The following is a 25,799-nucleotide window of genomic DNA, read 5'->3' as shown; positions in this document are numbered from 1 at the left end:
CCTTTCACCCCGCTTCCGCCTCCAACAACGCAGATAAATCACTGATATACAGTACAAATCTGACTCTGATGTAGAAGCAGGCACCCTGAACCTGTTAATCGAACAAGACTAAAGCAATTAGCAGGCCACAACAGTTAAGTTTTCTGCGATTGATGGATTTGCAGGCAAATAAACCATATTCACACCCTCAATGACGTGATTCTGCACAGGATTACGGCTGAAATGCATACCAAAGATGCTGAACCGAACCAGTCTCAGCAGCGGGGGTGTTACCTTTTGAAGCAATCGCTTCACAGCAGGGGAAAATGCACCGGCCAGACCGGGCCCTGTCTGCACAGAGAAGCATCGGACGGGCAGGGCAATTGCCATGGCAGCCGTCCGATGGCCTTGGATTTGCACCGTTATAGTGCGTCCGAACCTTCTTCGCCGGTACGGATACGAATCACCTGTTCCAGCTGGGTGACAAAAATCTTGCCGTCACCGATCTTGCCGGTATGGGCCGCCTTGGAGATGGCATCGATCACGCTGTCCAGCGCGGTGTCATCCACTGCCACTTCGACTTTTACCTTGGGCAGAAAATCGACCACGTATTCAGCACCGCGATACAGCTCGGTGTGGCCTTTCTGACGTCCAAAGCCTTTTACTTCCGTTACCGTGATACCTTGAATGCCAATGTCAGACAGTGCTTCACGCACATCGTCCAGCTTGAAGGGTTTGATCACAGCAGTAACAAGTTTCATGACAGTCTCCCTTATACAGAACGGCTGAGCCGCAAGCAGTGGCGCCTAGTATACCCGAACAGGGCAGTGAGGCTATCCCGCTGCCGGGCACTGTGCTCCATCAACAGGATCGTGTCCTCACGTTGTGGGCACCTTCTCCCTGATGAAAGCAAGGGCCAAGCCAACCTGCTTGTTTATCCTTAATTCACCGCCACCACCGCCGCTGTCTGATATTGCAGCGGTGAGGGTGACAAAAACGCCATCGGCTCCCGCAGGAGCCGATGGTTCAGCACAGTGTTACAGGAACACGGGGCTTATTTGCTGGTTTTGAACTCAGGGTAGGCTTCCATACCACATTCGTGGATGTCCACACCTTCGTACTCTTCCTCTTCGCTGACACGGATACCCATGACGGCTTTGAGGATCGCCCACACCACCAGGCTGGCAATGAAGCACCAGGCGAAGATACAGACCGCACCCAGAATCTGCGCACCGAAGGTGGCGTCACTGTTAGTCAGCGGCACCGCCAGCAGACCCCAGATACCGCACACGCCGTGAACAGAGATGGCACCGACAGGATCATCAATTTTCAGTTTGTCCAGAGTGACGATGGAGAACACCACGATCACACCGCCCACTGCACCGATCAGGGTGGCAGCGACGGCAGAAGGAGCCAGAGGTTCAGCAGTGATGGCCACCAGACCGGCCAGAGCACCGTTCAGTGCCATGGTCAGATCCGCTTTCTTGAACCACAGACGGGCTACGATCAGCGCGGCAATCACACCGCCTGCAGCGGCAGCATTGGTGTTAACAAAGACGTTGGCAACGGCGTTGGCTTCACCCACATCAGATACTTTCAGCTCGGAACCACCGTTGAAACCGAACCAGCCCAGCCACAGGATCAGCGTACCCAGGGTCGCCAGCGGCAGGTTGGAACCGGGGATCGCGTTGACCTGACCATTAGCACCGTATTTACCTTTACGGGCACCCAGCAGCAGCACACCGGCCAGCGCAGCAGACGCACCCGCCAGATGCACAACGCCAGAACCTGCGAAATCCTGGAAGCCGGCTTCCTGCAGGAAACCACCGCCCCATTTCCAGTAGCCTTCCACGGGATAGATCACGCCGGTCATCACTACCGCGAACGCCAGGAAAGCCCACAGTTTCATACGCTCAGCCACGGCACCGGAGACGATGGACATGGCGGTGGCGACGAAGACCACCTGGAAGAAGAAGTCAGCGCGCAGTGAGTAGTAAGGCGCACCGTCACCACCGGCCAGTACCGCTTCAGCAGTGTGCTCTTCGCCGATCAGGCTGCCGAAGCTGGGGATGAAGCCGCCTGCATCGCTGGAGTACATCAGGTGGTAGCCACACAGCAGGTACATGGTACAGGCGATGGCGTAGAGTACGACGTTCTTGGTCAGGATCTCGGTGGTGTTCTTGGCACGCACCAGACCGGCTTCCAGCATGGCGAAGCCCGCGGCCATCCACATGACCAGGGCGCCCATCACCAGAAAGTAAAACGTATCTAGGGCATACTTCAGCTGGGTTACATCACCCGCCGTTGTTTTTAAAAGCTCTTCCACAGGAAACTCCTCCTCAGGCAACTTGTCGGCCTGCGCACTTCACAGCAGTGCGCGGCAGCAATCACAGTGCTTCTTCACCAGTCTCGCCGGTGCGGATACGGATGACCTGTTCCAGGTCAGATACGAAAATCTTGCCGTCACCGATCTTGCCGGTATGGGCAGCCTTGGAAACCACATCGATCACCTGATCGACCAAGGTGTCAGCCACCGCGACTTCGATCTTGACCTTAGGCAGGAAGTCAACGACGTACTCTGCGCCACGATACAGCTCGGTGTGACCCTTCTGACGACCGAAGCCTTTGACTTCCGTCACAGTGATCCCCTGAACGCCGATATCCGACAGGGCTTCGCGTACATCATCCAACTTGAATGGCTTGATTACCGCCGTAACTAGTTTCATAGATGCTCCCTCTTAGAATTCGTGCACCCTGAGGTGCTGGCAGTGCCTTGGTTACCCCTCTAAGCAGACCCTGTGCCAGTTTTTGAAAACTTATTCAATTCATAGAGTTAGAGAGATTTTGCGAACTTTCGGTAGCAAAAAAGGAAGGATTGAGCGCGCCACTTTGGTGCACGCACCAAAATTGCTCATTTTTTGTGCACTGCTGACCGTAACGATGCACCAGCGTGGCTCACCCTCACCGCCAGCGGCGCCTGCCTGTATCGGCAGGCTGTGCGCTGCAGACTTCAAATCGACAAGTCGTTGGGGGTATAGTGAAGCCCAATCGCCAACTCAGGGGACAACCCGCAATGATCAACTCCAAACTCTTTGAAAATCTGCAGCAGCAGCTCAGTCAGGGCCTGTCCAGCCTGCCGCTGCCTCATGAAGAAATTCAGAAGATGGTGCGTCAGACCCTGCAGAGCACCTTTGCCAAACTGGATCTGGTAACCCGCGAAGAATTCGATGTGCAGGTAGAAGTGCTGCAGCGTACCCGCGCCCGTCTGGAAGCGCTGGAAGTGCGTCTGGCCGCGCTGGAGCAGGGCAACAGCGGCAGCGCCGGAGAAGACAACGAAGGCGAAGGCTTTGTGAAGGTCAACCCACAGGCCGACGAATAACCCTTCCTGCAGTGCAGAGCGCCCCGGCCTCTGCGCTGTCTGCTAAAACGCCACTACACCGCCTGCTGCCCATCGGCTCAGGCACCTGCCGCTGGATGGCTGGCAGCCCATAACAAGGACGTATCTATGACACTTGCTGTCGTCAACAGCCGGGCGCTGCTCGGTGTCGATGCCCCCGCCGTCACTGTCGAAGTGCACATTTCTGCTGGCTTGCCTGCGCTGAATATGGTGGGTTTACCCGAAGCTGCCGTGCGCGAAAGCAAGGAGCGGGTACGCAGTGCCATCCAGACCAGTCAGCTGGAGTTCCCACTGGGGCGCATCACCGTCAATCTGGCCCCGGCGGACCTGCCCAAAACCGGCGGACGCTACGATCTGGCCATCGCGTTGGGGATTCTCGCCGCTTCCGGCCAGATCCCGCTGGAGCCGTTAAAGCATCTGGAATGTATCGGCGAACTGGCACTGGATGGTCGCATCCGTCCTGTGCCCGGCGCGCTGGTGGCGGCACGCGCCAGCCGGGATGCACGCCGCTGTCTGGTCTTACCTGCGGACAATGCGCCCCGTGCCGCGCTGGTACAGCAGGCGCAACTGCTGCCGGTCACCGATCTGCTGGGGCTCTGTGCCCATCTCAAGGGGCTGACCCCGCTGCCGTTCTACGAGGGCTGCATCAGTGCCAGCATCATGCCGGACTATCCCGATATTCTGGATGTCAAAGGTCAGCAACAGGCCAAGCGGGCACTGCAGGTGGTCGCTTCGGGCGGCCATAACGCGCTGCTGTTTGGCCCGCCCGGCACCGGCAAGACCCTGCTGGCCAGCCGCCTTCCCGGCTTGCTGCCGGTACTGGATGAAGAGGAAGCACTGGAAGTCGCAGCAGTGGAATCACTGCTGGCAGGCTATCTGGAAGAGGGCGGCTGGCCGCAGCGCCCCTTCCGCGCGCCACACCACAGTGCCTCGGCCGCGGCGCTGGTAGGAGGAGGTAGTGAGCCCCGACCCGGCGACATTTCGCTGGCCCATCAGGGCGTGCTGTTTCTCGATGAACTGCCGGAGTTTGACCGCAAGGTACTGGAGGTCATGCGGGAACCGCTGGAGTCTGGCCATATCACCCTGTCCCGTGCCCGCGCCAAGGTGACCTTTCCCGCCCGTTTCCAGCTGATTGCGGCGATGAATCCCTGCCCTTGTGGCTATCACGGCGACAGCAGCGGCCGCTGCCAGTGTTCTGCCGAGCAGATCCGCCGTTATCGCAGTCGCCTGTCCGGCCCGCTGCTGGATCGCATCGACCTGCATCTGCGGGTGCAGACCCCTGACTGGCAAACCCTGCGTCAGGCCGAACGCAGCGGCCCGAACAGCGCCCAGATCCGTCAGCAGGTGACCGAAGTGCGGCAGTTACAGCTGCAGCGTCAGGGGTGTCTTAACGCTCACCTGCAGGGGCAGGCTCTGGATCAGTTCTGTGATGTGGATGAAGCCACCGCTGCCACCTTGCGGCAGGCGGTGGATCGTCTGGGCCTGTCGGCCCGTGCCTATCATCGGGTATTACGAGTCAGCCGCACCCTGGCAGACATGGCCGGAGAGGCGCAGATCGGTATGCGTCATGTGCTGGAAGCCTTGTCATACCGCCAGCTGGACCGCCCGGTTTAAGCTGCACAGGGCAGACTGCGCGCAACAGGCAGAACAGCACACGTTCGTGAACGGGTGCTCAACCGCCTGTTAAAACCCTCTGCTGGCAAGATAGGCGTCATAGTCAGGAATCTGGTATTCGTATTCCTGCTGCATAAAGGGCGAAGTGATGAGGAAGTCCGCACTGGCGCGGCTGCAGGCCACCGGAATATTCCACACCGCCGCCACACGCAGCAGGGCTTTGACATCCGGGTCATGGGGCATCGGCTCGAACGGGTCCCAGAAGAAAATCATCACATCGATCTGGCGCTCGGTCACCATGGCGCCAATCTGCTGATCCCCACCCAGCGGGCCACTGATCAGTTTATTGACACTGATACCCAGCGCCTTTTCCAGCACCCGACCGGTCGTCCCGGTAGCAAACAGGGTATGGCCGTGCAGATGCTGCAAGTGGGTCTGGCACCAGTCCAGCAGCAAATCCTTACGGTTGTCGTGAGCGATCAGGGCGACCCGCTTGGCAGCAGGCATCAGCGTGGTTTTCTGTTCAATCATGGGTGAACTCGCAGCGCTATAGAACGGACATTGGAGAGACAGCATAACGCCATGCGCTGCTGACGTCTGTCAGCCAAGCGAGAGGTGGCGATATTGCTGGCCTTCCAGCATGCGGCACAGGTCTTCAAAACACTGTGGGCGGCCAAACAGGAAGCCCTGCGCCTGATCGCAGCGATACTGCCGCAGGAACAGCAGCTGCTCCGGTGTTTCCACCCCTTCTGCCACCACCAGCATACGCAGGTTATGGGCCAGACTGATCATGGCGCGGACGATGATCTCGTTGTCGCCACAGCTGGTAGCTTCCTTGACGAAGGATTTGTCGATCTTCAGGCGGGTCAGCGGCAGGCGCTGCAAATGGGCAAACGATGAATACCCCGTACCGAAATCATCCAGCGCAAAGCAGGCGCCAAGCTCGGTCAGCTCCTTGATGCACTGGGTGGTCTGCTGCTCATTCTTCATCATCGCTGACTCGGTCAGCTCGAATTCGATATTGCGCGGATCAGCCTGAGTGGTCTGGAAAATACGCGTGATGGTGCGGGTCAGCATCGGATCGCTGAACTGCCGGAACGACAGGTTGATGCTGAGCTGAATCTGCGGCAACCGGTGGTGACGAAGGAAGTTGGCATCCTGACAGGCCTGGTGAATCACCCAGTAGCCCATCGGCACGATCAGACCGGTACGTTCGGCCATCGGAATGAATTCGTTGGGCATCAGCAAGCCACGCGTTGGGTGCTGCCAGCGAATCAGGCCTTCGGCGGCGACGGTTTCCTCGGTTCGCACATCCACCCGTGGCTGGTAATACAGGCGCAACTCATTACGGCGCAGGGCACGGCGGAAGTCCGCTTCCAGGCTGAAGGCTTCCGAGGTTTTGGAATCCTGACCGGGTTCAAACAGGTGATGGCTGACACCGGGATGGCGTTTGGCCTCATGCATGGCGATGCCCGCCTGCCGCAACAATTCATCCAGATTGTGCGCCGTATCAGGGAAGAAACTGACGCCGATACTGCAACCCAGACTGATCTGCCCGCTAGGCAGCAGATAGGGCTGATTGAACAGGCGTTGCAGCTGATACAGAGTCGGCATCACCTGCTCGCGGTTATCGAGATCGGCCAGCATGATGGCGAACTGGTTATCACTGATCCGCCCCAGATGCTCCGCTGAAGGCAGAGTCAGCAACAAGCGCTGCACGGTTTCGCGCAGAATGTCGTCACCCAGCTGATGGCCAAGGGAATCATTGACCTTCTGGAAACCGTCCAGATTGAGTTGCAGCACCACCACCCGTTTCTGATGCGCATCGGCCATCTGCAGGGCATGCTGCAGACGCTGGACAAACATCTGCCGGTTGGCAGCGCCGGTGACGATGTCGTGGTGGCTGATCTGATGCAGGATCGTGCGTTGCTGGTGACGCTCGCGAGCGGTGTGAATGGCCTTTTCAAAGGCATCCAGACTGAGTTGCAGAATCGACAGGTAGTCAGCAGCGCCCATCTTGTAAATCAGCTCACGGCCACCAGAGCTGCGTAACAGCCTGCCCAGCACCACAACGGGTACAGCACTGCCGTCAGTATTGGTCAGTTTGAGCAGATCGATGGAGCGTTCTTCACGCAGGGGGTTGTGCAGCAGCAGAACGTCGACCCAGTCCATAGCCAAGGCCGTACGGGCGCTGTCAATATCACAGCACCAGCTCAGCTCATAGGCTGCCTCGGCACGCGCAACCAGAATCTGGAACAGCGCCTGCGCCCGAGGATTAGGATGGACCAGCAGGAGACGAAGCGGTCTGTTTACCGTCTGCTGGCTTTCATTCGACATGCATTTCAACTCCAGACAACTACCGGATATTTCTGAAGTACAACCAGACTGTGAGTAGCTAACACCTTGATATTGCTGGCGTTGGGACCCAACAGATCATGCGAAGCATGAAAGCCATGCAAGCGGACTTCCTTTCGCTTCCTTATATCGTTTGCCAAAGAAGAGTTCACTTTAGCCCTTTATGTCAATTTATTACAACAACCGTTATGCAACGAATTGTGAAGCGATCTGCTAGAATCATCCGGCTTCACACGAGATAACAGGTGCCAGCCGTGAGCCAACTCAACCCAAGACAACAGGAAGCCGTACGCAACATCTCAGGCCCCTTGCTGGTCCTGGCCGGAGCGGGCAGCGGCAAGACCTCGGTCATCACCCGCAAGATCGCCTATCTGGTCGAGCAGTGCGGCTACAAGGCACAGCACATCGTTGCGGTGACCTTCACCAACAAGGCCGCCCGCGAGATGAAAGAGCGTGTCGGCAAGCTGATCAAAGGACAGGCTTCGCGCGGTCTGACCGTCTCCACCTTCCACAACCTGGGGCTGAACATCATCCGCAAGGAGCTGAAGACCCTGGGTTACAAACCCGGATTCTCCATCTTCGACCAGCAGGATGCCCTGGCACTGATCAAGGATATTCTGCAGACCCTCAAGCAGCAGGATCTGGAGGTCGCGGAATATGTTCAGCATCTGATCTCCAACTGGAAGAACGATCTGGCCGATCCGCATTACATCATCAGCCACGCCGCCAACAATGATGAGCTGCTGGCCGGACAGGTCTATCAGGAATACAACCGTATTCTGCAGGCCTACAACGCCGTCGATTTCGATGACCTGATCCGTCTGCCGGCGGAGCTGTTCCGTGATTACCCGGAGGTGCTGGAGCGCTGGCAGAACAAGGTGCATTACCTGCTGGTTGACGAATACCAGGACACCAACATGAGCCAGTATCTGCTGGTCAAACTGCTGGTGGGTAAACGCGCCCAGTTCACCGTGGTAGGGGATGATGACCAGTCGATCTATGCCTGGCGCGGTGCCCGCCCGGAAAACCTCAGCCAGCTGGCACGCGACTTCCCCAGCCTCAAGATCGTGAAGCTGGAGCAGAATTACCGTTCCACCGGCCGCATCCTCAAGGCTGCCAACGTGCTGATCGCCAACAATCCCCATGAATTCACCAAGGAGCTGTGGAGTGACAAGGGCTTTGGTGATCCGCTGCGGGTCATCCTGTGTCGCAACGAAGAACACGAGGCGGAGCGGGTAGCGACCGAGATTCTTGAGCACAAGCTGCGTAAGCGCACCGAATTCCGTGACTATGCCATCCTCTATCGTGGCAACCATCAGGCGCGACTGATCGAGGCCAAGCTGCAGAGCTATCAGATTCCCTATCGCCTGAGTGGCGGCACCTCGTTCTTTGCCCGTGCCGAAATCAAGGACATCATGGCCTACCTCAAGGTGATGATTAACCCTGACGACGACAACGCGTTCCTGCGCATCATTAACGTGCCACGCCGTGAGATCGGCCCCTCTACGCTGGAAAAGCTGTCCGCCTATGCCGGCGAACGCGGTATCAGCATGTACGCAGCCTGCAGTGAAATGGGGCTGGCCCAGCATCTGCCGGAAAAGGCCATCGACAAGCTGCGGCGCTTTGCTCACTGGATGGAGCAGACCCACCAGCGCTGCTATCAGGAAGACATGGTCGGTGCGGTACGACAGATGGTGCTGGATATCGACTTCCCCGGCTGGCTGCAACAGCATTCGACGTCGCCTACGGCCGCAGAACGGCGTATGGAAAACGTCTGGTTCCTGATCGACTCCCTGCGTTCGACTCATGAGCGTCTACTGGAAGACAACCCTGACGCCGATATTCGCGATGTAATCAGCCGTCTGATCCTGATGGATATTCTGGAGCGACAGGAAGAAGAGGACGAGTCCGATCAGGTACAGATGATGACCCTGCACGCTTCCAAAGGACTGGAGTTCCCCCATGTATTCCTGATCGGCATGGAAGAGGAACTGCTTCCCCATCGCAATGCCATCGAAACCGATACCGTGGAAGAGGAACGCCGGCTGGCTTATGTCGGCATCACCCGTGCGCGTGAAACCCTGACCATGACACTGGCCAAACAGCGCAAACAGTTCGGCGAACTGCTGGACTGCGTACCCAGCCGCTTTCTCGATGAGTTACCGCCGGATGACGTCGAGTGGGAAGGTCGTGAGGGGGTCAGTAAAGAGGTCAAGCAAGCCAAGGCACGGGAAACCCTGGCATCCCTGCGCAATCTGTTGCTCGACTGACATTCAGGTCGCAACGCCGGGTGACCGGCGAAGCAGACCATGCACACTGTCCAGGCCAGTGGCATTTATGACCGGCTGCGTATGGACCAGAAAGAACAACGGGAGCCTGAAGCTCCCGTTTTGTTTTCGCTATTGCTATTTCGATATCGTTCTTTCGATAACGAGCTTTCGACGTCGCTATTCGCTCTGTCGGTCAGGCACTCAGCGGCGTTTGGCACCCACCAGCGCCCGCACATCGGCATCCATTGGCAGGCGGTAGTCTGACGCGGCGAGAATGCGGTTATCGGCAACCCGCACCAGACGGCTGGTGACATACACACTCTGTCGACCGATAGCATAGGTACCAACCACCACTGCCTGCGCCTGATGGCTCTGGCTGATGTGCTGCAACTCACGTGAAAGCATGAATTCACCGCTGCCTTCCTGAATGAACAGCGAGTCGCGCAGCTTCAGCTCCACCACGGGCAAACCCTGACGGGTCAGGCTGGAGGCCATCTGTTCTGCCAGCATACGGCCCAGTGTGGATGACTCATCCAGATGATCAACGTTAACAAAGCTGGCCACGATCAGAGGCTGGTCGGGGCGCAGATTCGGGCCCAGCTGTTTTACCAACGCGGTTGCCGCATCTTCACTGCTCTGTACCAAATTGCTCTCTTCCGCCGCCTGTGGCTGCACGGTGGCCGTCTCGCACCCTGCCAGCAACAAGCTGGAGGCAAGCATCACGGCACCGGCAAATAGTGATCCTTTCATTGTTATCCCCTGTCCCCGTTACTGCCCGACAACCTGAATGGTCTTGCCCTGCCAGGCACTGTCACCCGCCACATAGTGATCTTTGCCACCGGCGTTGATGTAGTACATGTTGGACTCAGACATCAGCAGGTTACTGCCGTAGACCACTTCGGTGGTAATCAGTACTTCCATGCCTTCATTGCTGACGGTACGACCGGCACCATAATCTGCACCCAGACCTACCAGCGGCAGCGCCAGATAGCTGTTCTCCCAGCTGTTTTTCACGGCATTGCGCATGACGGCCAGGCCAGTGGCCAGCACGGTGTAGGTGCCGGGCACAGGGCGTGCACCATCAAGATCCTTATGCTGAATCAGCTGCGCCGTATAACGGGTATGCACAGCGCCAAGGCCAGGCTCCAGCGTGACATGCAGGCCCTGCTTGACCATCTGACTCTGCAGCAGGCTATGGAACGCAGTGGAGAACGTCGTGGGAGTGGCAGGCGGCTCAACATAAATGGCGACCTGATGATCCGGTAACGACTGAGCAATACGCTCAGCCATGTCTTTGGCCAGCACGTCCCAGTGATGGGCTGTTTCCATCTTCTGCTGGGTGCTGTAGGGATAGGTGTCGGCACGTGGCACGGCGGTCTTGAGATTCTGCTCAGACCATTGCTGGCAACCACCGAGGGCCAGCATCATAAGAGAAAAGGGGGCAAGCCATACTCGCTTCATGTGGCTATCCTTACTGTTTGCTGTGATGGCGGGGGTTGCCGGGTTAGTTGACGAATTCCGTTACAGACTGAAGCAGAAGCATAAAACAAAAAATCCGGCTGTGCACTGACCTGACGATTTTTTGTGCGTCCCGGTCCTTTTATGACCGAAATGCATCTTGCCGCTGTAGCACCTCAGCCCTTCAGCACTCCTGAATCACTGCTCAGCGCCGCTCCTGCTGCAATCGTGCCAGCAGATCACGCCAGGGACCTATGCGGTCTGAAGTACCTACTTTCTGTCCCGTCGGGGAGTTGTTGATCCACAACCCGGAGCCGTTAAAGCTGTAAACAGGCACCAGATCGGTACGTTTGCTGGCAGGCTCAATTTTCGGATTGATATTGTCGAGCACCAGCGGCATGGCGCTGGGCGAGGCGTAGTACAGCAGTACCATATGGGCCTGATTATAGGCCAGCGCCTTTACATACATGATACGCAGCTTGCTTTCCGGCACCCCCAGCTCACGCAGGGTGAAGTACTTGGCGATGGAGAAGTCTTCGCAGTCACCGGCATTGCGTTCGAGGAACTCCAGCGGCGTGGCCCAGTAGTCGTTCTTGCCCCATACGGTCAGATCATCCAGCCAGCGGACCTTGTTGAAGAAGTCATTGACCGCTCGCAGCTTGGTGCTTTCCTGCGCATTGAGCAGGGTCGAATCGGTCATCAACCCTTCCCAGTCAAGCACCCGGCGTTTGGCTGCCACCCCGTACTGACTCTCGACACGCTGCAATACCACACTGCTGAAGCCAGAATAGGCGGCCATCAACCAGCCCATAGGCAGCAGTAACAGGCACAGCAGCACAGCGCGGATCAGCATTCGGCACGGCTCCTTCATACCAGGACCAGAGTCCTGCGCGAAACGTCATGGTTCAGTCCATGCACCCCGTAGACGCCTCGCCGACGCAGGTGACTGATCAACAAGTCTGGTAAGAATATGGCTGCTGTGCAAGCCGATTGGCACAGCTATTTGTTCAACGGCCTGTACGGACCCTGGCCGTCAAAAGCACACGCGAGTGCGGCGTGCCATTACAGGCGCATTTCGATACCTTTTTCCGCCATATACTGCTTGGCTTCCGGAATGCTGTACTCGTTGAAGTGGAAAATGGAGGCGGCCAGTACCGCATCAGCCTTACCTTGCAGCACACCATCCACCAGATGATCAAGATTACCCACACCGCCTGAGGCAATGACCGGTACCGGCACCGCCTCACTGACCGCGCGGGTCACGCCCAGATCAAAGCCATTTTTGGTGCCGTCAGCATCCATACTGGTCAGCAGAATTTCCCCTGCGCCCAGTGCCACCAGCTTTTTCGCCCACTCGATCACATCCAGCCCGGTGGCACGACGTCCGCCGTGGGTGAACACTTCCCAGCGGTCAGGCTCGCCGGGCTGGCTGACTTTTTTCGAGTCGATGGCCACTACGATGCACTGGGCACCAAAGCGCTCCGAAGCCTCGCGGACAAAGTCGGGATTGGTCACCGCGGCGGTGTTGATTGAGACCTTGTCGGCACCGGCGTTGAGCATACGGCGAATATCGTCGCAGGTACGGATACCACCACCAACCGTCAGCGGAATGAATACCTGTCCGGCAATGGCTTCCACCACATGCACCATGGTGTCGCGGTCCTGATGACTGGCGGTAATGTCGAGGAAGGTAATTTCGTCAGCACCCTGCTCGTTATAACGCTTGGCCACTTCCACCGGGTCACCGGCATCGCGTATATCAAGGAACTGCACGCCTTTGACCACACGGCCGTTGTCGACGTCCAGACAGGGGATGATGCGTTTTGCCAATGCCATGAAACAAGTCTCCGGGTAAGTCAGGGCCGCAGTATAGCAACAGCCGCCCCCGCGGTGACGAGTGGCTTCTCACTCACCTCCGCACGGCTAAATTCAATTCAATGTTGTTCTTCGCTGACGGCCGTCTGCTCATCCAGCGCTGAAGCCTCGTCATCAGCATGAGGGTCGTCGTGCCCATGATGCTCTTCGGTGGCGGGAGTTGCATCACTCGCCTTGCTGAGTGGGGCAGGGCGCAGCAGCGGCGCTTTCAGCAGCACCCACTGTTCCGGCCAGTGCTCGGTCGGTGGCTGGCTGAACTCACTGCGGACAAACTGACGCAGGCGGCCTTCGGCAAAGGCCATCAGCAGATTGGCGCAGACACTGGGCGGCTTCAGGGTACGCAGCTGCTCACGCAGCTCGGCCTCGCGCAGGATCTGCCGCAGCTGGGTCTCAATACGGTCGAACACCTGACGGATACGCTGATGCAGACGTGCATCCTCGCCCGCCAGCACGTCACCGGCCAGCAACACGGCCAGGCCAGGATTCTTCTCGGCAAACGCCAGCAGCAGCGTCAGTACCTGCTGACAGCGTACGGCCGCACTGGCTTCGCGCTCCAGAATCAGGTTGATGCGGCTAAACAGGCTCTCCTCGACAAAATCGATCAGCCCCTCAAACATCCGCGTCTTGCTGGGAAAATGGCGATACAGTGCCGCTTCGGTCACACCGACTTCCTGTGCCAGTGCTGCCGTGGTGATGCGCCCGCCCGGCGCATGTTCCAACATCCGTGCCAGGGCTTCCAGAATCCGCTGCTTTGCCTGGCCCTTACGGGCCTTGGGACTGAGACTTTCCGTCATTGTTTACCTTACATCCGTCAGCCCATCTGCAGGCCGGTGCAGGGGAGTGCACCGGCCTGCAGACAACCGTCAAGCCTTGAGTTTTTCGTTGGTAATCAGGGTGCCCACACCTTCGTTGGTGAACAGCTCCAGCATGGTGGCATGTGCCACGCGGCCATCGATGATGTGCGCACGTTTGACGCCATTACGCACCGCTTCCAGTGCACAGTCGATCTTCGGCAGCATACCACCGGTGATGGTGCCATCGGCGATCAGGGCGTCGACATCCGCCAGCGACAGACCAGTAAGAACCTTACCCTGTTTGTCGAGCAGACCGGCAATATTGGTCAGCAGCAGCAGTTTTTCTGCATCCAGTGCTTCAGCCACCTTGCCTGCCACCAGATCGGCGTTGATGTTATAGGAGTTACCTTCCTCATCCACCCCGATCGGAGCAATGACGGGGATAATATCGCTGGCGACCAGCAGATCAAGCAGTTCGCGGTTAATTCGTTCAACACTGCCAACATGGCCGATGTCGATGATTTCCGGCGCCTCCATATCGGGCGTCTTGTGGGTGACCTTCATCTTCTTGGCCATGATCAGACGGGCGTCCTTTCCGGTCAGGCCGATGGCACGTCCGCCGTTGGTGTTGATCAGGTTGACGATGTCTTTATTGACCTGCCCCCCCAGTACCATTTCCACCACATCCATGGTGGCGGAATCGGTCACACGCATGCCATTGATGAAGTGGGATTCGATCTTCAGTTTCTCCAGCAGCTCACCGATCTGCGGTCCGCCACCGTGCACCACCACCGGGTTGATACCGACCAGCTTGAGCATGACGATGTCACGGGCGAAGGCGTTCTTCAGGGTTTCGTCGATCATGGCGTTGCCGCCGTACTTGACCACGATGGTCTTGCCCACATAGTTCTGGATATAGGGCATGGCCTCGCTCAGGACCTTGGCAACATTAAGGGCGGCATCGCGGGAAAGGGGCATAACGGAAATCCTTTGTCTTGACGAAATGACAGCAGTGACCCTGGGGCCGGATCGGTGACCGGGCAAACCGGCACCGCTAGTTTAAAGAAGGCGACCCGAGCTTGCTATGCAGCGACCTGATTTTCCTCCGGTTCTGCCAGTTGTCGGGGCGCACTCCAGAACGACGCCTGAGCGCCCGGCCCGGTTAGCCGATAACGAGGCTCAGGATGGCAAAACCTCGCTACATCCTGATGAACCAGACACGCTGCTCATCCGACGGGGTGATCAATCCACAACCGGCGGTGAAGGGATTCACAAATCGATAGCGCATTGTTACCGGCCACGTCACTGCACCTTTATGTGGCTGTGGGGATAAAGTGCGACAGATGCAACCCGGACGCGGTTATCCGCTGCTCCTACACACTGCGGTTACACCACCGCCGTTCATAACTGACAACCCCGAGAAAAGCCCGTGATTGCGCTTTTAAACTTCCCTTTGTCATATTTGTGTAACACCATGTCGTTGTAATAATGCGGTCACAAGAACGCAATAGATGACAGGTAATGCACATGGCTGACAAAAAGGTCCTGATCGTCGATGACGAAGCGCCGATCAGGGAAATGATTGCCGTTGCGCTGGAAATGGCCGGCTACGAGTGTTTCGAAGCCGAAAACACCACCCGCGCCCATGCCATTATCGTCGACGACAAACCCGATCTGATGCTGCTCGACTGGATGTTGCCCGGCACCAGTGGCATCGAATTCTGCCGTCGGCTCAAGCGTGACCAGATGACCGCGGAAATGCCGATCATCATGCTCACCGCCAAGGGCGATGAGGACAACAAGATTCAGGGTCTGGAAGCAGGCGCTGATGACTACATCACCAAACCCTTCTCACCGCGTGAGCTGGTGGCCCGTCTCAAGGCGGTGCTGCGCCGTGCTGCGCCGCAGGGGCTGGAAGATCCGGTGGAAATCGAAGGCCTGCTGCTGGATCCGGTGTCCCATCGCGTCACCTCCCACGGCAAGCAGCTGGAAATGGGACCGACCGAATACCGACTGCTACACTTCTTCATGACCCACCCTGAGCGCGCCTACTCCCGCGGACAACTGCTGGACCAGGTGTGGGGCGGTAACGTCTATGTCGAAGAGCGCACCGTCGACGTCCATATTCGCCGTCTGCGCAAGGCGCTGGGCGGACAACACGAACACCTGATTCAGACCGTACGCGGCACCGGCTATCGATTCTCCAACAAGGTTGCGTAATCATGCGCAGTTTCCTGGGCCGTCAGGCTCTGGTGTTACTGGGATGTACACTGGCAGGCGCCCTCAGCGGTTATGCGCTGCAGGGGCTGAGCCTGGGACTGGCTGGCCTGCTGGGCTGGCAACTGTGGCATTTTCAGCATCTGGTACGCTGGCTGGCGAAAAACTCCAGCGAAAAGGATGACGTACCGGAAGGCAAAGGGCTGTGGGGCGACATCTTCGATGAGCTGTATCGTCTGCAGAAACGCAATCTGGACGAGCACGACCGCCTGCGAGGCATCATCGCCCGCATTCAGGATTCCACCTCCGCGCTGAAAGACGGCGTCGTGCTGCTCGATGAAGACGGCGCGCTGGAATGGTGGAATCAGGCCGCCAGCCGCCTGCTGGGGCTGCGCTATCCACAGGACCGTGGCCAGCCGATCACTCACCTGCTGCGCCGCCCTGACTTCGTGCGCTATTTTGATCGCTGCCGTTATCAGGAGCCGCTGGAAGTCCCTGCCCCCACCAACAGCGACCAGTATCTGCAAATCAGCATTACCCTGTTTGGCAAGGGCGACCGCCTGATGCTGGTACAGGACGTCACCCGGCTGCACAACCTGGAGAAAATGCGCCAGGACTTTGTCGCCAATGCCTCTCACGAACTGCGCACGCCACTGACTGTCATCAGTGGCTATCTGGAAACCCTCGGCGACCATCTGGATCAGCTGCCGCGCCCCTGGGTGCGCCCGGTCCAGCAGATGGGCAAGCAGGCCAAGCGGATGGAAAACCTGATTGCCGACCTGCTGACCCTGTCGCGGCTGGAAACCTCACAGATTGAATATGCTGCCGAGCCGGTAGACATGGATCATCTGCTGCGCCAGATTCTGCATGATGCCGAAGCACTCGGCACCGACAAGGGTCAGACCATCACGCTGGAAGCCGAGCCGGGCCTGTGCCTGCATGGCCGCGAACAGGAGCTGCACAGTGCCCTATCCAACCTGGTGATGAACGCCGTCAAGTACACGCCTGATGAGGGACAGATTCAAATTCGCTGGCGCCGTCAGGGTGAGGGCGCCGTCTTTGAAGTACAGGACAATGGCATCGGCATTGATCCTATCCACATCCCTCGCCTGACCGAGCGCTTCTATCGTGCTGACCCCAGCCGCACCTCAGAAAGCGGCGGCACCGGTCTGGGCCTCGCCATCGTCAAACATGTACTGCTACGTCACGAAGCCACGCTGCAGATCGAAAGCCAGCTGGGCAAAGGCAGTCTGTTCCGCGCCAAATTCCCGGCCAGTCTGCTGGTCAGCCTCGAACAGGAAGCCTGACAGCCCATCACCGCTCGCTCTGCACCGCCAACCGCACGTCAAGCGCATAAAAAAGCCCGCAGACCTCACGGCCTCCGGGCTCAACTGGCAACTCTTAATACTCTGACAGCGCACCCTGAGAGGTGCCCCAGGCTGACTTACAGCACCTTGAAGTGGCGTATCGCCAGCTCCACACCGCGCAGCTCCGCCAGCCCTTTCATACGACCCAACAGGGAATAACCGGGACGGCCCTGCTTGCGCAGATCATCCAGAATCTGGTGGCCATGATCCGGACGCATGGGAATGAGCGGCAGATCACCGGCCTCGGCACGACGACGCTCCTCGTTCACCAGTACCCGCACCACCTCAACCAGATTGGCATCGCCGCCCAGATGCGACGCTTCGTGGAAGCTGCCGGGTGTCTCCTCACGCTCAGTGGAGCGCAGGTGGGTAAAGTAGATACGATCAGCAAACTCGGTGGCCATAGCACACAGATCGTTATCGGCACGTACACCGTAAGAGCCGGTACAGAAGGTGATGCCGTTGGCCTTAGCAGGCACTTTCTCTACCAGCCAGGCGACATCATCACGCGTGGAGACAATGCGCGGCAGACCCAGAATCGGCCGGGGCGGATCGTCCGGGTGAATGGCCAGACGGATGCCCACTTCTTCCGCCACCGGTACGATGGCTTCAAGGAACAGACGCAGGTGCTCACGCAGCTGATCTTTGTCGATGGCATCGTAGGCTGCCAGCGCCTGCCGGAAGTCATCCAGGGTATAGCTTTCTTCCGCCCCTGGCAGACCGGCAATGATGGTGGCCACCAGCTTGTCACGCTCTGCATCCGGCAGCGCGGCCAGATAGTCAGCCGCCGCCTGCTGCTCGGCCGCCGAGTATTCACTCTTCGCCCCCTCGCGCTGCAGGATGAACAGTTCAAATGCGGCAAAGGCGATCTGGTCAAAGCGCAATGCACGGGAACCGTCTGGCAGCTCATAGGCCAGATCAGTGCGGGTCCAGTCCAGCACCGGCATAAAGTTGTAGCACACCGTGTCGATACCGCAGGCGGCCAGATTGCGCAGGCTCTGCTGATAGTTGGCGATATAGTCGGCATAGCGACCGGTGCGACGCTTGATGTCCTCGTGCACCGGAATACTTTCCACCACGGCCCAGCGCAGCCCGGCCGCTTCAATGATGGCCTTGCGCTCGGCAATGGCAGCGACCGGCCAGACCTCGCCGTTGGCGATGTCGTGCAGTGCAGAGACGATGCCGGTCGCGCCAGCCTGACGGATATCCATCAGTGAAATGTCGTCGGCTGGTCCAAACCAGCGCCAGGTATGTTCCATAACTAGGCTCCTAAGAGACGGGTTCAGATCAGCCTTGCAGCTGAGCAATAAAAGTTCGGATGGTCGAGGGCTGGCTCAGCGCAGTCAGCGCCTCACGCAGCCGTACTAGCAGGGCCTGGTCCTGCAATAGCTGGGCAGGGAAGATAGCGTCCACTGACAGCAATGCCAGCAACGGATCGGCCTCGCTGGCCGCCGCCAGCAATGTCGCCTGCATCGGGTCATTCAGAGTAAGCAAACCCTTACTAGCCTGCATGACAGTCATTACCCAGGCGGCAATGCCCAGCTCAGTACGACGGCAGGGCAACTGATCGTGACGCAGCTGTTGCATCCCCGCCAGCCAGCGTTGTGGCAGTTTCTGGGAACCGTCCATGGCAATCTGGCGTAGCTGATGGTGCAGGCTGTCGTTGGCAAAGCGGGCCAGCAGCTGATCGGCATAGGCGTCAATGTCCACATCGGCGGGCATCGACAGCGTCGGTTTGGCTTCCTCCAGCATGTAACCGCGCAGCAGTGCACACACCTGCGGGTCAGCCACGGCTTCGGCGACGGTGGCATAGCCCAGCAGCGGCCCAAGATAGGCCAGCAGTGAATGGCTGCCGTTCAGCATGCGCAGCTTCATCGCCTCAAACGGTGCCACATCCGCCACCATCTGCACGCCGTCGACTTCCCAGTCAGGTCGCCCCTGCGGGAAATGGTCTTCCACCACCCACTGACTGAAGGCTTCACAGATGATGGCCGCAGGCTCATTGCAGCCGAGATCGCGCAGGGTCGCCAGAGAGGCGTCGGTCATGGCTGGCACGATGCGATCCACCATGGAGCAGGGAAAGGCGACCTCCGTGGCGATCCAGTCCGCCAGCCCGGCATCCTGCTGGGCAGCCAGCTGCACCACGGCCATCTGACAGCGCTTGCCGTTGTCCGGCATGTTGTCACAGGACAGGACCGTAAAGGGCGGAATGCCTGCGGCCCGACGGCGACGCAGTGCTTCCACCAGCAGACCAGGAGCGGTATGGGGTTGCTGAGGCTGGGCAATATCAGCGGCAATGGCCGGATCATCCAGACGCAACTGTTGCTGCGCAGGGATCAGGTAATAGCCCTTTTCCGTCACTGTCAGGGTGACAATGCGCGTGGTAGCAGCGCTGAGTATGTCCAGCAATGCGGCATGGCCACTGCCGTTGTCGCCTTCACCGGCATAGATGGCAGAAGCAATGGCGTTGACCTGACGCAGGGTGACATGCTGCTGATCAGCATATTCGGCAACGTGATAGCTGAACTGCTGGTACTCCAGCTCCTCCACGACCCGCATATTGGAACGGATGTTGGCACTGCAGATGGCCCAGGGGCCGCCACCATGACGCTGCAGCACCTGCTCGATATAGACCGCCTGATGGGCACGGTGAAAAGCGCCAAGGCCAAGGTGCACGATACCAGTACTGATGTCGGCAGGCCGATAGGTGCCAGGCACTCTGGTTACGGTCGGGGAGTTGTCATCCGCAGGCGTCATTGTTATTTCCTGTCAGGCAAGGAGTGGGGGCAACGACAAAAACTGGCATACCAGAATGGAATCGCTGCATACCAGCTGATGTATCACGCTCGTAATGAGCCTCCTGTGCTGCTTGCTGGTGAAATGCCATACAGTACGGTCAGCACAGGGCGCTACCTTAGCATCAAATTGGCATACCAATAAATAGAAAATTTTTCTATGGCATACCAGTCATGGCCACAGGTATAGTTTGCACCTAGCCACTCACCCCTCTGCCCGTATCAACACCCCATGACCGAACGCCTCTATCGTGACATTGGTGAGCAGATCAAAGCTGATCTGGCCCAGCAGGAACTTGCTCCAGGCTGCAAGCTACCCACCGAACGCGCCTATGCCGAACGTTTTGGCACCAGCCGCACGGTGGTGCGTGAAGCCTTTATCATGCTGGAAATTGAAGGCTGGATAGAGGTACGCCAGGGCTCAGGCATCTATCTGCGCCAGCGGCCCGGCAGCCCCGTATCGCCACAACGCGTACCGGATGAGGATATTGGCCCGTTCGAGCTGTTGCAGGCCCGACAGGTGCTGGAAAGCTCCATTGCCGCCTGCGCCGCGCAGACGGTGACCAAGCAGGATATTCAGCAGATGCAGGAAATGCTGGATCTGGAAGACACCATGATGGCTTCGGTGGAAGTCAGTGAGGATGCCGACCGGCGCTTTCATCTGCTGATCGCCCGCTCAACACAAAACAGCCTGCTGCTGGAAATGTGTACGCAGCTGTGGGATCGCCGCGATCGCAGCCCGATGTGGCAGACCCTGCACAAACGCATCATGGACCTGTCATACCGGGCCAACTGGCTGGAGGATCACCGCGCCATTCTCAACCAGTTACGCAAACGCGATGCTCAGGGCGCACGTCAGGCGATGTGGCAGCATCTGGAAAACGTCAAGACCACCCTGTTTGCCCTGTCGGATACCGATGACCCGAACTTTGACGGCTATCTGTTCAGCAATCTGCGTGCGCAGTAGTCAATCGGAAGAACAGGTAGAGGAAGGATGAGGGAGCCATGTGAGGCACCCTCAGCAAGACGGCAGGGTCAGAACTGAATCGCCAGCTGGCTGAGCTGAAATTCCGCTTCCAGACGCTGGCCGATCACATTGTAACCACACAGGTGATGGGCATAGTGCATATGCAGGCAACGCACGCGGTCCCAGTCGGCAATCCCCCCCACACCGAGCTTCTGCAGATATTCCAGCTTGCCCTGCGTCGCCAGTAGCTCCCGGTCTTCTTCCCGCATAAAACCATTACGCTGATCGACATAATCCTGATGGCTGGCATGCAGCGCGGCTTTCAGCTCGGGATTATCCTGCACCTCCGCCTCCAGACGCTTGATATAGCCGCCTGCTTCGATGGTGGAGATGGTCTTGAACAGATCGCGGCTGGTCAGCCAGTACAGGGTAGGGAAGGGTTTGCCTTCCATCACTGCGCGCATGCGCACTACCAGGGGAATGCCCGTGGCGCTGCTGGCAGCAATGTCTTCCAGGCCACGCGGGGCGCGCTCAAGCTGGCGAGTCAGCCAGTCCAGCTGGGTTTCGGTAATCATCGGTCGGCTATTCGTTTCACGCTTCTTGTTAAAACAACATACCAGGGCAATCCGGCATGTCGTGGCAGCGGCACAGTATAGCAGCCTGACTCGGTGGATACTGCCTGATCAGGCCTGCGAATAGCGCTCCGCCTGTCCCAGCCAGCGGCGGATCAGCGGTTCACTGATGTCAGGGCGATGACGCATCACCCAGTCACCGGCCTCATGCACCGCATCCAGCCAGTGCTCATCCTGACTGAGATCAGCAATACGGAACTGCACCAGCCCGGTCTGACGCGTTCCCAGCACCTCACCCGGCCCGCGCAGCTCCAGATCCTTCTCGGCAATCACAAAACCGTCGGTACTGTCCCGCATGACCCCCAGTCGAGCCTTGCCCTGCTGCGACAGCGGGGCGTGATACATCAGCACACAGAAGCTTTCTACTGAGCCACGCCCGACCCGGCCCCGCAGCTGGTGCAGCTGCGCCAGCCCAAGCCGCTCGGGATTCTCGATGATCATGACACTGGCATTGGGCACATCGACGCCCACTTCGATAACCGTGGTCGCTACCAGCAGGTGCAGGTCACCGGCTTTGAACTCGGCCATGACAGCCGCCTTTTCCGTCGCCTTCATGCGCCCGTGTACCAGACCTATCTTGAGCTCAGGCAAGGCTTCCTTGAGTTGCTCGGTGGTCGCCTCGGCAGCCTGACACTCCAGCACTTCCGACTCTTCAATCAGGGTGCAAACCCAATAGGCCTGACGGCCCGCCATGCAGGCACCACGCACACGCTCAATCACCGCATCACGACGCTGGTCAGCAATCACCACGGTCTGAATTGGTGTACGCCCGGGTGGCAGCTCATCAATGACAGAGCAGTCGAGGTCGGCATAAGCCACCATGGCCAGAGTACGGGGAATAGGTGTGGCGGTCATGATCAGCTGATGTGGCGCCTTGCCCTGATGCATGCCCTTCTCTCGCAGCGCCAGACGCTGATGCACCCCGAAGCGATGCTGTTCATCAATGATGACCAGCCCGAGATGGGCAAAGGACACATCATCCTGAAACAGCGCATGAGTGCCGACAATCACCCGCGCTTCTCCGCTGGCAATCGCCTCAAGCGACTGCTGCCGGGCCTTGCCCTTGAGCTTACCTGCCAGCCAGGCCACCTTCAGCCCTAGCGGCTCCAGCCAGCGACTGAAGTTATGAAAATGCTGCTCGGCCAGAATCTCGGTGGGCGCCATCATCACCGCCTGAAAGCCGGATTCCACTGCCTGTAACGCTGCAAGGGCCGCCACGACCGTCTTGCCGGAGCCCACATCGCCCTGCACCAGTCGCAACATAGGCGCCGATTTATTCATATCCTCAGCCACTTCTTGAACCACTCGCTGCTGCGCGTTGGTCAGGCTGAAGGGCAGGGAGGCAAGCAGTGCCTGCCGTAAAGACTGGTCCCCCGTCAGCACCGGTGCGTCAATCCGCAATGCCTGCTGGCGTAATTTGATCAGACTCAGGTGATGAGCCAGCAACTCCTCAAAAACCAGACGCTGGCGATGCGGTTCGGTGGTGCTGAGCAGGCGCTCCTGCGATATCCCGGCAGGGGGACGGTGCAGATAGAGAAGGGCCTCCTCCAGTGAACAGAGACGGTGCTGACGCAGCAGCTCGGCGGGCACCCAGTCAGTCAGTGCATTCTCCCGCCGCTGCAGCATCGACAGAGCCTGATCTGACAGCTGGCGCAGACGGGCTTGAGTCAGCCCTTCGGTGGCGGGATAAATCGCCGTCAATGCCTGTGACAGATCGGCGGGTGGGCTATCCGCCTGCAGCACCTTGTATTCAGGGTGAACCATTTCCAGGCCATTGGGGCCAACCCGCACCTCGCCGAAGCCTCGCAACAGTTCACCGCTGCGCAGCGCGACCCGCTGGGCCTGGGAGAAATGAAAGAAGCGCAACGTCAGCGTACCGGAGCCATCCTGAATCTTGCACAGCAGACTGCGGCGCTTGCCTTTGATGATATCGGCAACCCGGATATAGCCTTCGACCATCACTTCGTCACCCGGACGCAGCGAACCCAGTGGCGTGATCCGAGTGCGATCCTGATAGCGCAAAGGCAGGTGAAACAACAGATCCTGCACACTGTGCAGACCCAGACGTTCACAGCGCTCGACCACCGCCGGGCCAGCGCCTTTGAGTAATGCGATCTCGATCTGATCGAGACTGGCTGGCGTCATGCAGGAAGTACCCGCAGATTGCACTGTTTGATGGTGTCACGCAGCACATCGATGGCTTTCGGTCGCGGGAAGCTGGCACGCCATGCCAGTGCTACGGTGCGCATCGGCTGAGGTGAGGTAAAAGGACGGGTACAGAGCAGGCCGGGGGCATACAGCCCTTCGCCCGCCGCCGACAGCGGCAGAATGGTAATACCGAAGCCGGAAGCCACCATGTGGCGCAAAGTTTCCAGCGAGCTGCCTTCGGTAATGCTCTGCTGTGTTTCGCTGTCACGCAGACTGGGGCAGGCCTGCATGACCTGATCACGGAAACAATGACCTTCTCCCAGGAGCAGCATGTCATTGCAGCGAATATTGTTGGCATCCACCGTTTCCTGCTTGGCCATCTCATCAGAGCAGGGCATCAGCATGACGAAAGGCTCATCGTACAGCGGTAGCGTCAGTACATCAGGCTCGGTAAAGGGCAGGGCAACGATGATCACATCCAGCTCACCATTGCGCAGTTTGCGGCGCAGCACCGAGGTGTAGTTTTCCTCGATATACAGTGGCATATCGGGGGCTTTTTGCTTCATCTGGGGGATCAGGTGAGGGAACAGATACGGCCCGATGGTGTAAATCGCTCCCAGTCGCAACGGGCTGCGCAACTGATCTTTACCGGCTGTGGCCAGCTCGCGGATACGCTCGCTTTCTTCCAGCACACGCTGAGCCTGCTGAATGATGGTGTCGCCCATCGGCGTGGTGCGCACTGCATTCTTGGAGCGCTCGAACAGGGCAATCCCCAGCTCATCCTCGAGTTTCTTGACGGCCACACTGAGCGTAGGCTGACTGACGAAACAGCGCTCTGCGGCCCGACCAAAGTGCTGTTCCTGTGCGAGGGTGACTATGTACTTGAGTTCTGTAAGTGTCATCTGGGCCTGTTCCTGAGCTACTTCAACTTATCGCTGTTACTCCTCATAGACGGCAGTCATTGAGCGGTTATGTGTATCACCGCCTCGAGAGCGTCTTTGAGAAGGATCGACATCCACCTTGTTGCCGGATGATCCGGCTGCCATTATAGCCAATACCAAAAAGCTGTGGATATATCCAGTTAATGCAAATGCCTACATCCGTTCTGATCGCTGGCTGCGGTAAACTCGGCAGCCCACTGGCACTGACACTGGCCCATCAGGGCTATGAGGTGCATGCCCTCTGTCGCAGCCCACGTGAGTTGCCGGGAGTGACCCTGCATTATCACGATCTGAGCCAGCCGCTGACAGCTACATTACCCGCTACCGACTTTGTGTTTTACATGCTGGCGCCGACGGAGCGGACTGAAGCTGGCTATCGCACTGTTTATGTGCAGGCACTGCAACACCTACTAGCAGCCTTGCCCCGGCCACCTCAGCGCCTGTTCTTTATTTCCAGTACCAGCGTTTACGGCCAGGATCAGGGCGAATGGGTAGATGAAAACAGCCCGACACATCCCGGCAGCTTCAGCGGTCGTATCCTGCTGGAAGCCGAGGCGATGGCCCGCCAAAGCACCTTTCCAGCCACCATTCTGCGCCTGAGCGGCATTTATGGGGCCGGGCGCAATCATCTGCTGGAGCAGGTACGCCAGGGCATCTGCCATCCTGCTGAACCACCTTACTATTCCAATCGTATTCATCAGGATGATGCCGTGGCTGCCATGGTACATATGTTGCAAGTTTGTAAACAGGGAAAAGCGCTGGCCGACTGTTACCTGCTCACCGACTCAACCCCTGCGCCGCTTCATGAAGTGTGCCAGTGGTTAGCGACGCAACTGCAAGTGTGTGTAATGGAAACAGCTGCATTGCGCTCTCGCGGGGGAAGTAAACGTTGTTGTAACACGCGTTTAATCGAAACGGGCTATGCTTTTCACTATCCCGACTATCGGGAGGGGTATTTATCACTACTATAAGCACACAAAAATGCGCAAT

Annotated in this window: 24 protein-coding genes; 7 read left to right on the top strand and 17 right to left on the bottom strand. The window is 58.3% G+C overall.

Going from position 1 to position 25,799, the window contains the following annotated elements; genetic code table 11:
* Positions 1-117 precede the first annotated feature (117 nt).
* The 4 genes from WH50_RS26155 to glnK (WH50_RS18835) form a co-directional block, all read right to left on the bottom strand.
* Complete coding sequence (locus tag WH50_RS26155; RefSeq protein ID WP_133251372.1) at positions 118-369, bottom strand: hypothetical protein; 252 nt, start codon at positions 367-369, stop codon at positions 118-120.
* Positions 370-401: 32 nt separating this feature from the next.
* Complete coding sequence (gene glnK / locus WH50_RS18845) at positions 402-740, bottom strand: P-II family nitrogen regulator (protein ID WP_104153234.1); 339 nt, start codon at positions 738-740, stop codon at positions 402-404.
* A 293-nt stretch (positions 741-1,033) separates the two neighbouring features.
* Positions 1,034-2,305, bottom strand: a complete 1,272-nt coding sequence (locus WH50_RS18840; protein WP_104153231.1) for an ammonium transporter — start codon at positions 2,303-2,305, stop codon at positions 1,034-1,036.
* Between the two features lie 61 nt (positions 2,306-2,366).
* Positions 2,367-2,705, bottom strand: coding sequence for a P-II family nitrogen regulator (glnK, locus tag WH50_RS18835; protein WP_104153228.1), 339 nt, complete (start codon positions 2,703-2,705; stop codon positions 2,367-2,369).
* A 347-nt stretch (positions 2,706-3,052) separates the two neighbouring features.
* Between glnK (WH50_RS18835) and WH50_RS18830 the strand changes: the two genes are divergently transcribed.
* Together WH50_RS18830 and WH50_RS18825 are read left to right on the top strand one after the other, a co-directional pair.
* Positions 3,053-3,358: an accessory factor UbiK family protein gene (locus WH50_RS18830; RefSeq protein ID WP_104153225.1), complete on the top strand. Its 306-nt coding sequence runs from the start codon at positions 3,053-3,055 to the stop codon at positions 3,356-3,358.
* 126 nt (positions 3,359-3,484) lie between these two features.
* The gene (locus WH50_RS18825; RefSeq protein WP_110188853.1) at positions 3,485-4,990 is read left to right on the top strand and encodes a YifB family Mg chelatase-like AAA ATPase; all 1,506 of its coding nucleotides are present in this window, start codon (positions 3,485-3,487) and stop codon (positions 4,988-4,990) included.
* A 69-nt stretch (positions 4,991-5,059) separates the two neighbouring features.
* Here the strand turns inward: WH50_RS18825 and WH50_RS18820 are convergent, their stop codons facing one another.
* On the bottom strand, positions 5,060-5,521 hold the full coding sequence (locus tag WH50_RS18820) for a methylglyoxal synthase (protein ID WP_207780387.1): 462 nt from the start codon (positions 5,519-5,521) through the stop codon (positions 5,060-5,062).
* Positions 5,522-5,590: 69 nt separating this feature from the next.
* Entirely contained in the window at positions 5,591-7,327 is a 1,737-nt protein-coding gene (locus WH50_RS18815; protein WP_110188852.1) for a putative bifunctional diguanylate cyclase/phosphodiesterase, read from the bottom strand.
* A gap of 272 nt (positions 7,328-7,599) precedes the next feature.
* Here WH50_RS18815 and rep point away from each other — a divergent pair, with 272 nt between their 5' ends.
* The gene (gene rep / locus WH50_RS18810; RefSeq protein ID WP_110188851.1) at positions 7,600-9,615 is read left to right on the top strand and encodes a DNA helicase Rep; all 2,016 of its coding nucleotides are present in this window, start codon (positions 7,600-7,602) and stop codon (positions 9,613-9,615) included.
* A gap of 201 nt (positions 9,616-9,816) precedes the next feature.
* On the opposite strand, the gene WH50_RS18805 is transcribed toward rep, so the two are convergent.
* From WH50_RS18805 to argB, 6 genes are all read right to left on the bottom strand, one after another.
* The gene (locus tag WH50_RS18805) at positions 9,817-10,365 is read right to left on the bottom strand and encodes a FlgO family outer membrane protein (RefSeq protein ID WP_104153217.1); all 549 of its coding nucleotides are present in this window, start codon (positions 10,363-10,365) and stop codon (positions 9,817-9,819) included.
* Positions 10,366-10,383: 18 nt separating this feature from the next.
* Positions 10,384-11,076 (bottom strand): hypothetical protein, encoded by a 693-nt coding sequence (locus tag WH50_RS18800; protein WP_110188850.1) that lies wholly within the window; start codon positions 11,074-11,076, stop codon positions 10,384-10,386.
* 202 nt (positions 11,077-11,278) lie between these two features.
* Entirely contained in the window at positions 11,279-11,926 is a 648-nt protein-coding gene (locus WH50_RS18795; RefSeq protein ID WP_110188849.1) for a transglutaminase-like cysteine peptidase, read from the bottom strand.
* A 209-nt stretch (positions 11,927-12,135) separates the two neighbouring features.
* Positions 12,136-12,909, bottom strand: a complete 774-nt coding sequence (gene hisF, locus WH50_RS18790) for an imidazole glycerol phosphate synthase subunit HisF (protein ID WP_110188848.1) — start codon at positions 12,907-12,909, stop codon at positions 12,136-12,138.
* Between the two features lie 98 nt (positions 12,910-13,007).
* Positions 13,008-13,742 carry a nucleoid occlusion factor SlmA gene (gene slmA / locus WH50_RS18785; protein WP_110188847.1) on the bottom strand — a complete coding sequence of 245 codons (735 nt, stop codon included), beginning with the start codon at positions 13,740-13,742 and terminating at the stop codon, positions 13,008-13,010.
* Positions 13,743-13,811: 69 nt separating this feature from the next.
* On the bottom strand, positions 13,812-14,720 hold the full coding sequence (gene argB, locus WH50_RS18780; protein ID WP_104153212.1) for an acetylglutamate kinase: 909 nt from the start codon (positions 14,718-14,720) through the stop codon (positions 13,812-13,814).
* Positions 14,721-15,269: 549 nt separating this feature from the next.
* Here argB and phoB point away from each other — a divergent pair.
* Both phoB and phoR read left to right on the top strand, forming a co-directional pair.
* On the top strand, positions 15,270-15,962 hold the full coding sequence (phoB, locus tag WH50_RS18775) for a phosphate regulon transcriptional regulator PhoB (RefSeq protein ID WP_104153211.1): 693 nt from the start codon (positions 15,270-15,272) through the stop codon (positions 15,960-15,962).
* Positions 15,963-15,964: 2 nt separating this feature from the next.
* Positions 15,965-17,266, top strand: a complete 1,302-nt coding sequence (gene phoR, locus WH50_RS18770; RefSeq protein ID WP_110188846.1) for a phosphate regulon sensor histidine kinase PhoR — start codon at positions 15,965-15,967, stop codon at positions 17,264-17,266.
* 137 nt (positions 17,267-17,403) lie between these two features.
* Here the strand turns inward: phoR and uxuA are convergent, their stop codons facing one another.
* Both uxuA and WH50_RS18760 read right to left on the bottom strand, forming a co-directional pair.
* Positions 17,404-18,585: a mannonate dehydratase gene (gene uxuA, locus WH50_RS18765; RefSeq protein ID WP_110188845.1), complete on the bottom strand. Its 1,182-nt coding sequence runs from the start codon at positions 18,583-18,585 to the stop codon at positions 17,404-17,406.
* 28 nt (positions 18,586-18,613) lie between these two features.
* Positions 18,614-20,083, bottom strand: coding sequence for a mannitol dehydrogenase family protein (locus WH50_RS18760; RefSeq protein ID WP_110188844.1), 1,470 nt, complete (start codon positions 20,081-20,083; stop codon positions 18,614-18,616).
* A 270-nt stretch (positions 20,084-20,353) separates the two neighbouring features.
* On the opposite strand from WH50_RS18760, the gene WH50_RS18755 reads away from it, so the two are divergent.
* Positions 20,354-21,088: an FCD domain-containing protein gene (locus tag WH50_RS18755; protein ID WP_110188843.1), complete on the top strand. Its 735-nt coding sequence runs from the start codon at positions 20,354-20,356 to the stop codon at positions 21,086-21,088.
* A gap of 68 nt (positions 21,089-21,156) precedes the next feature.
* Here the strand turns inward: WH50_RS18755 and WH50_RS18750 are convergent, their stop codons facing one another.
* The 3 genes from WH50_RS18750 to WH50_RS18740 form a co-directional block, all read right to left on the bottom strand.
* A complete protein-coding gene (locus tag WH50_RS18750; RefSeq protein ID WP_110188842.1) occupies positions 21,157-21,663 on the bottom strand; it encodes a DUF501 domain-containing protein in 507 nt (168 codons plus the stop codon).
* Between the two features lie 108 nt (positions 21,664-21,771).
* Entirely contained in the window at positions 21,772-23,865 is a 2,094-nt protein-coding gene (gene recG / locus WH50_RS18745; RefSeq protein ID WP_110188841.1) for an ATP-dependent DNA helicase RecG, read from the bottom strand.
* Positions 23,862-24,770 (bottom strand): hydrogen peroxide-inducible genes activator, encoded by a 909-nt coding sequence (locus WH50_RS18740; RefSeq protein WP_110188840.1) that lies wholly within the window; start codon positions 24,768-24,770, stop codon positions 23,862-23,864. Before WH50_RS18740 ends, recG begins: the two co-directional genes overlap by 4 nt.
* 188 nt (positions 24,771-24,958) lie before the next feature.
* On the opposite strand from WH50_RS18740, the gene WH50_RS18735 reads away from it, so the two are divergent.
* The gene (locus tag WH50_RS18735; protein WP_110188861.1) at positions 24,959-25,780 is read left to right on the top strand and encodes an SDR family oxidoreductase; all 822 of its coding nucleotides are present in this window, start codon (positions 24,959-24,961) and stop codon (positions 25,778-25,780) included.
* The last annotated feature ends 19 nt before the right edge of the window (positions 25,781-25,799 follow it).

Source organism: Pokkaliibacter plantistimulans, from assembly GCF_003194385.1.
GTDB lineage: Bacteria > Pseudomonadota > Gammaproteobacteria > Pseudomonadales > Balneatricaceae > Pokkaliibacter > Pokkaliibacter plantistimulans.
This window is presented reverse-complemented; position numbering and strand designations above follow the sequence as displayed.

What these genes read in the sequence shown, in the direction of transcription:
- WH50_RS18755 (WP_110188843.1), top strand. Translation starts at nt 20,354, where the DNA reads ATGACCGAACGCCTCTATCGTGACATTGGTGAGCAGATCAAAGCTGAT.
- argB (WP_104153212.1), bottom strand. Translation starts at nt 14,720, where the DNA reads ATGCCCCTTTCCCGCGATGCCGCCCTTAATGTTGCCAAGGTCCTGAGC.
- hisF (WP_110188848.1), bottom strand. Translation starts at nt 12,909, where the DNA reads ATGGCATTGGCAAAACGCATCATCCCCTGTCTGGACGTCGACAACGGC.
- WH50_RS18815 (WP_110188852.1), bottom strand. Translation starts at nt 7,327, where the DNA reads ATGTCGAATGAAAGCCAGCAGACGGTAAACAGACCGCTTCGTCTCCTG.
- phoR (WP_110188846.1), top strand. Translation starts at nt 15,965, where the DNA reads ATGCGCAGTTTCCTGGGCCGTCAGGCTCTGGTGTTACTGGGATGTACA.
- WH50_RS18805 (WP_104153217.1), bottom strand. Translation starts at nt 10,365, where the DNA reads ATGAAAGGATCACTATTTGCCGGTGCCGTGATGCTTGCCTCCAGCTTG.
- WH50_RS18740 (WP_110188840.1), bottom strand. Translation starts at nt 24,770, where the DNA reads ATGACACTTACAGAACTCAAGTACATAGTCACCCTCGCACAGGAACAG.
- recG (WP_110188841.1), bottom strand. Translation starts at nt 23,865, where the DNA reads ATGACGCCAGCCAGTCTCGATCAGATCGAGATCGCATTACTCAAAGGC.
- slmA (WP_110188847.1), bottom strand. Translation starts at nt 13,742, where the DNA reads ATGACGGAAAGTCTCAGTCCCAAGGCCCGTAAGGGCCAGGCAAAGCAG.
- WH50_RS26155 (WP_133251372.1), bottom strand. Translation starts at nt 369, where the DNA reads ATGGCAATTGCCCTGCCCGTCCGATGCTTCTCTGTGCAGACAGGGCCC.
- WH50_RS18800 (WP_110188850.1), bottom strand. Translation starts at nt 11,076, where the DNA reads ATGAAGCGAGTATGGCTTGCCCCCTTTTCTCTTATGATGCTGGCCCTC.
- glnK (WP_104153234.1), bottom strand. Translation starts at nt 740, where the DNA reads ATGAAACTTGTTACTGCTGTGATCAAACCCTTCAAGCTGGACGATGTG.
- WH50_RS18820 (WP_207780387.1), bottom strand. Translation starts at nt 5,521, where the DNA reads ATGATTGAACAGAAAACCACGCTGATGCCTGCTGCCAAGCGGGTCGCC.
- WH50_RS18735 (WP_110188861.1), top strand. Translation starts at nt 24,959, where the DNA reads ATGCCTACATCCGTTCTGATCGCTGGCTGCGGTAAACTCGGCAGCCCA.
- WH50_RS18750 (WP_110188842.1), bottom strand. Translation starts at nt 21,663, where the DNA reads ATGATTACCGAAACCCAGCTGGACTGGCTGACTCGCCAGCTTGAGCGC.
- WH50_RS18825 (WP_110188853.1), top strand. Translation starts at nt 3,485, where the DNA reads ATGACACTTGCTGTCGTCAACAGCCGGGCGCTGCTCGGTGTCGATGCC.
- phoB (WP_104153211.1), top strand. Translation starts at nt 15,270, where the DNA reads ATGGCTGACAAAAAGGTCCTGATCGTCGATGACGAAGCGCCGATCAGG.
- glnK (WP_104153228.1), bottom strand. Translation starts at nt 2,705, where the DNA reads ATGAAACTAGTTACGGCGGTAATCAAGCCATTCAAGTTGGATGATGTA.
- WH50_RS18795 (WP_110188849.1), bottom strand. Translation starts at nt 11,926, where the DNA reads ATGCTGATCCGCGCTGTGCTGCTGTGCCTGTTACTGCTGCCTATGGGC.
- WH50_RS18760 (WP_110188844.1), bottom strand. Translation starts at nt 20,083, where the DNA reads ATGACGCCTGCGGATGACAACTCCCCGACCGTAACCAGAGTGCCTGGC.
- WH50_RS18830 (WP_104153225.1), top strand. Translation starts at nt 3,053, where the DNA reads ATGATCAACTCCAAACTCTTTGAAAATCTGCAGCAGCAGCTCAGTCAG.
- uxuA (WP_110188845.1), bottom strand. Translation starts at nt 18,585, where the DNA reads ATGGAACATACCTGGCGCTGGTTTGGACCAGCCGACGACATTTCACTG.